Annotated in this window: 4 protein-coding genes and 1 pseudogene; all 5 read left to right on the forward strand. The window is 47.0% G+C overall.

From position 1 onward, the window contains the following. On the forward strand, positions 1-223 hold a 223-nt coding region (locus FKP33_RS26490), incomplete at its 5' end, for a DJ-1/PfpI family protein (protein ID WP_181410296.1). Positions 224-523: 300 nt separating this feature from the next. Then, complete coding sequence (locus FKP33_RS26495) at positions 524-1,276, forward strand: N-acyl homoserine lactonase family protein (protein ID WP_181410297.1); 753 nt, start codon at positions 524-526, stop codon at positions 1,274-1,276. A 44-nt stretch (positions 1,277-1,320) separates the two neighbouring features. Beyond that, on the forward strand, positions 1,321-1,743 hold the full coding sequence (locus FKP33_RS26500) for a GlcG/HbpS family heme-binding protein (protein ID WP_141336801.1): 423 nt from the start codon (positions 1,321-1,323) through the stop codon (positions 1,741-1,743). 167 nt (positions 1,744-1,910) lie between these two features. Next, complete coding sequence (locus FKP33_RS26505; protein WP_141336802.1) at positions 1,911-3,437, forward strand: sugar ABC transporter ATP-binding protein; 1,527 nt, start codon at positions 1,911-1,913, stop codon at positions 3,435-3,437. Continuing rightward, a pseudogene (locus FKP33_RS26510) lies at positions 3,434-3,707 on the forward strand (hypothetical protein); the annotation flags it as partial. The gene FKP33_RS26505 and the pseudogene FKP33_RS26510, both read left to right, overlap by 4 nt.

Here is a 3,707-nt window from a genome sequence, read left to right on the forward strand (position 1 = left end):
CGGCGGATGGATGCTCGCATCTGCGGGTGCGGTACGCGGACGGCGGGCGACGGGCTATCTGCCGATTCGCGACGACGTGGTGAACGCCGGGGGCGAGTGGGTAGATGCTGAGGTCGTGTGCGACGGGAACGTGATTACGTCCCGAACGCCTGAAGATTTGCCGGCCTTCGCACGGGAGATCGTCAAGTATTTGGAACGGGCGTCCGTGAGCAGTGGTGTCTAAACAGGCGCATGCGACGTCGCACGTTGCAGCGATGGACGAGTATCGCTGACCCAACCGAGGCATTAGGCGGTGTTGCGAAAGAGGAAAACCACCATAACCCGTGAAGTGGATCGCAGGACAGCGCTCAGGATGGCTCGCGTGTTTGAGGCATACAGGGTCATGTCCTGGCGCTGGCCATGTCCGCCACCTGCGCTTGGCCTCAGAGATGCCGCCAACGCTGACACCGTCGGGCCTCAGCCATTACATCCAGAAAACACCGCTGGCTGGGCTCGCATAACATCAGAGAGGGTGACTGAGTTCATGTACACCGTGACCATCTTGAACAACGGGGAGTGGGTCGCGCCGGGGACCGTGATCTACCTGCACGCCTTCGGTCGACACGATCCGGTCAAGATAGTGCAAAACTTTTATCTCGTCCAAGGTAGAGGGCACACGATTCTCATCGATACCGGCATAGACAACTTAGAAGGATACTTGACCGAAGAGCAAGTGGGGCGCTTCGGTCCCGCTCCTAGCCGTACGACGGAAGCGCTACTGCGAGAAGCTGGCGTGGCGCCTGAGGACGTGGATACGCTGATCCTGACGCATTTACATTTTGACCACTACATAAACGCTCGCCTCTTCCCGAATGCCCGCATAATCGTCAACCGTCGCGAGTGGCTCTATGTTCTTATGCCCGAGAGCAAGCGCTACGCTCCCCGGGTTGGCTTCCCGCGCGAGGTGTTCGGCTGGCTGTCGAACGAGGCGTGGGAGCGCCTTGAGCTAGTAGACGGCGAAGTTGAGGTACTACCGGGCATCCGTGTCATCTGGACCGGCGGTCACAGCCCCGGCCACCAGATGGTGACCGTCGAGACCGCGCAGGGGACCGTCATGATCCCCGGCGACGAGATCTACATGTACGAGAACCTCGAAGCCGACATTCCCATAGGCTACTACTACAACTTCGAGAACGTGGTCGCCGCTATGGATCTGATACGCGGGATGGACGTCATCGTGCTGCCGGCCCACGATCCTAAGGTACACGAGCGCTACCCGTCCTCGCAGATCGGGTAAAGAAAAGGAATCAGGAATTATGTTAAACGAAAGGATTGAAATTCATGTCAATACTGAAAAAAGCTATTTTGCCACAAGAATTAGTTAGCAAATTGTTTAATTATGCTATGAGCAAAGCAAAAGAGCTGGATATAAAAATAAGCATTGCTATTCTCGATGACGGTGGGAATTTAGCCGGATTTATTAAAATGGATGGAGCAAGTCTTATTTCTAGTCAACTCGCCCAAAACAAAGCTTATACAGCCGTTGGTTTTGGACTCCCTACAGCTGATTGGTACCCAATAATTAAAGACACCCCATCATTATTACATGGACTTGTACATACTGACAGAATGACGATTTTTGGAGGGGGCTGTCCCATTTTTATTGAAGAGCAATTGGTAGGGGGGATTGGAGTCTCTGGTGGTACAGCAGATCAAGACGCCGAATGTGCACAAGCAGCACTCCATGCAATCGAAGAGCTTTAAGACGAGTTCACCATTCGTTCTTATTTAACTTTTGCTTTCTGTGCAACAAAAAAGAGTCTTGGCCTTATTCTCGTCAAAATAAGACCGAGACTCTTTTAAATGGCAATGCATGCCTTTCAATTCGAAACACACAGCTTCGTAAATTTTACAGGAATGGAGGATAATAAATGGTAGTAGACGATGACCGCGTGCTTATTTCGTTGACTGGAATCACCAAGGAATTTCCTGGTGTAAAGGCACTTGAAAACGTTTCACTTGATGTGCGAAAAGGGGAAGTGCTAGCACTGGTAGGAGAGAATGGTGCTGGTAAGTCTACTTTGATAAAGATTTTATCGGGCTTATATCGCAAGGATAGTGGGGAAATCCGAGTTCGGGGGGAATCTGTAGAAATACAAGATGCTAGACATGCTCAAGAACTTGGTATTAGTACAATATTTCAAGAGCCAACACTAGCTCCTCATTTAACTGCAGTTGAGAATGTATATCTCGGACGAGAAATGTATAACTCGTATCTTGGCGGTGCAGTGAACATCCTAAATGAAAAAGAAATGTACCAAGAAACGGAAAAACTTTACCGAAATTTCTTTTCTACAGTAGAGGATCTTAAACGACCCGTAATAGAACTTGGTGCTCTGAAAAATCGCGTAATCGAAATTACGAAAGCACTTTCTGTTAAGGCGTCTGTTGTAATTATGGATGAACCAACGGCTGCTCTTGCTGAACACGAACGTGAAGTTTTATTTGACTTCATTCGGGCTCTAAAGGAACAAGGAGTATCGATTATTTATGTATCCCATCATCTCAAAGAGTTGTTCTTACTCGCTGACCGTTTTCATGTCATGCGTGACGGGAAGCACATAGCAACAGTTAATGCCGATGAGACTGATGTTGACCAACTTGTTTCCATGATGGTAGGGCGTGAGATATCGAATTTCATTGCCAAGGAAACGGTTCCAATTGGCGAAGAAGCGTTACGAGTTACAGATTTAAACCAACCAGGAGTTTTGAAAAATATCAGTTTCCATGTTAAAGAAGGAGAAATTGTAGGTATAGCCGGGCTTGCCGGTTCAGGACGAACTGAAACAGTACGGGCAGTTGTAGGTGCTGATCCAATCCGTTCAGGCACCATAGAAGTAAATGGGAAACCATTACGAATTCAATCGCCACGTGATGCCATTCGCGCTGGAATTGGCTTGCTCCCGGAAAACCGAAAATTGCATGGATCGTTAATAGAAATGTCAGTCAGTAAAAATATAACACTAGCTTCGATTAAACGAGTTCTTTCAAAGAAATTTGTTTTAAAGAAAAAAGCAGAATTAGATATAGCATCAGATTATGTAAAACGTTTAGGTATTAAGACACCTTCTGTGCATCAAAAAGTTAGGTTCTTAAGCGGTGGTAACCAACAAAAAGTCATTCTAGCTAAATGGCTCTTCACAAAGCCAAAAGTGTTGATTTTTGATGAACCAACGGTAGGTATTGATGTAGGTGCTAAGGTCGAAGTTTACAATTTAATGGCAGAGTTTGTACGTAATGGAGGAGGCATCCTCATGGTTTCTTCCGATCTGCCCGAGCTTATGGGACTCTCCGACCGTGTCTATGTAATGCATAAGGGAGAATTTGTACATGAGTTTTCACGTGAGGAAGCTACAGAGGAGAACATTATGTACTATGCTTCAGGAGGACATAAATGATGACTAATCCTAAAATCATGACCAATTCTAACCAAGTGGCGAATTCTAACCAACTGGCGCACTCTAAACCTAGTTTTCTTATCCTTTTGACACGCGATGGGGTTGGTGTATCAGTTATCCTAATCCTATTGTTTCTGTTTTTGGCCGTGACCGCACCAAACTTCTTAACGGTCGGGAATTTATCAAACTTATTGGTGCAATCGTTATTCGTCATGCTGGTCGCTTTTGGAACCATATTTGTGCTTTCAACGGGTGGCATTGATTTATCAG

It is taken from the genome of Paenibacillus sp. tmac-D7 (genome assembly GCF_006519665.1).
GTDB lineage: Bacteria > Bacillota > Bacilli > Paenibacillales > NBRC-103111 > Paenibacillus_G > Paenibacillus_G validus.

Coding starts and splice junctions, on each gene's coding strand:
- FKP33_RS26495 (WP_181410297.1), top strand. CDS start 524: ATGTACACCGTGACCATCTTGAACAACGGGGAGTGGGTCGCGCCGGGG.
- FKP33_RS26500 (WP_141336801.1), top strand. CDS start 1,321: ATGTCAATACTGAAAAAAGCTATTTTGCCACAAGAATTAGTTAGCAAA.
- FKP33_RS26505 (WP_141336802.1), top strand. CDS start 1,911: ATGGTAGTAGACGATGACCGCGTGCTTATTTCGTTGACTGGAATCACC.